At 63.2% G+C, this 1,272-nt stretch carries 1 protein-coding gene; it reads left to right on the top strand.

Annotated features, from left to right (window positions below; all coding sequences use genetic code 11):
- Nucleotides 1-64 precede the first annotated feature (64 nt).
- Nucleotides 65-1,254, top strand: a protein-coding gene (locus tag NKH43_RS35205) for an IS3 family transposase (RefSeq protein ID WP_352687710.1) whose coding sequence is annotated in 2 segments (ribosomal slippage) — nt 65-314 and nt 314-1,254 — 1,191 coding nt in all. Because the reading frame shifts where the segments join, the coding sequence is not laid out codon by codon here.
- Nucleotides 1,255-1,272 lie beyond the last annotated feature (18 nt).

Raw genomic sequence — 1,272 nt, 5'->3', positions numbered from 1 at the left:
TGACCTTGCCCCTCTGATCTAATCCGGTTTGAAGTTCGTTCTGGCCCATCGAGAGGACCAGGACATGAAACGTAGCCGCTTCTCTGAAGAGCAGATCATCGGAATTTTGAAGGAACATGAGGCCGGGGTATCGGTTGCCGATCTGTGCCGCAAGCACGGGGTCAGCGACGCCTCGATTTACAACTGGAAGGCCCGCTTCGGCGGGATGGATGTCTCCGAGGCTCGGCGACTGAAGGCTCTGGAGGACGAGAACACGCGGCTGAAGCGGCTTCTGGCCGACGCCATGCTCGACAATGCCGCGTTGAAGGATCTTGTGGGAAAGAAATGGTGACGCCCGCGGCCAAGCGGAAAGCTGTCGCTCGCCTGAAGGAAGGCTTCGGGATGAGCGAACGGCGGGCGTGTAAAGCCATCGGCTGTTGCCGCATGACGGTTCGCTACGAGACCAGCAGGCCGGACGACCGCGAGCTTCGCGAGCGGATGAAGGCGATCGCGCAGGAGCGTCGCCGGTTCGGCTACCGGCGTCTTCTCGTGATGCTGAGGCGGGAGGGCCTGGTCGTGAACCACAAGAAGCTGTTCCGGCTCTATCGGGAGGAGAAGCTCGCCGTTCGTCGCCGTGGCGGCCGCAAGCGGGCGATCGGGACCAGGGCGCCGATGCTGGTGCCGCTGAGGCCCGACGAGCGCTGGTCGCTCGACTTCGTATCGGACCAGCTCACCGACGGGCGCCGCTTCCGCATCCTGGCCGTCGTCGACGACTGCACGAGAGAGTGCCTGGCACTCATCGTTGATACGTCTCTCTCGGGCATGCGGGTTGCCCGAGAATTGGACCAGCTCATCACCGAGCGCGGCCGGCCGAGAATGATCGTCAGCGACAATGGCAGCGAGTTCACCTCGAACGCCATCCTCTCCTGGGCGGATCAGAACCGCGTCGAATGGCATTACATTGCGCCCGGCAAGCCGATGCAGAATGGCTTCATCGAGAGCTTCAACGGCCGACTGCGCGATGAACTGCTCAACGAGACGCTGTTTACTTCGCTGGCTCAGGCACGCGTCGCCATCGCCCTGTGGCGCGCCGACTACAACACCGCGCGGCCGCATTCCCAAATCGCCTGGCAGACACCGGCCGAGTTCGCCACCACCTTCAATCCGCGACGGTCGCTCGCGCTGCGCTATGCCAAAGGCTCCGCGCCAGCGCCCGTCGCTTCACCCGCCCAGCAGGGCACAACCCACGCCGGAAACGAACTCAAAACTGGATAGAAACTGGGGGCAACGTCA

It is taken from the genome of Mesorhizobium sp. M1163 (genome assembly GCF_040318415.1).
In the GTDB taxonomy this organism is placed as follows: Bacteria; Pseudomonadota; Alphaproteobacteria; order Rhizobiales; family Rhizobiaceae; genus Mesorhizobium.
This window is presented reverse-complemented; position numbering and strand designations above follow the sequence as displayed.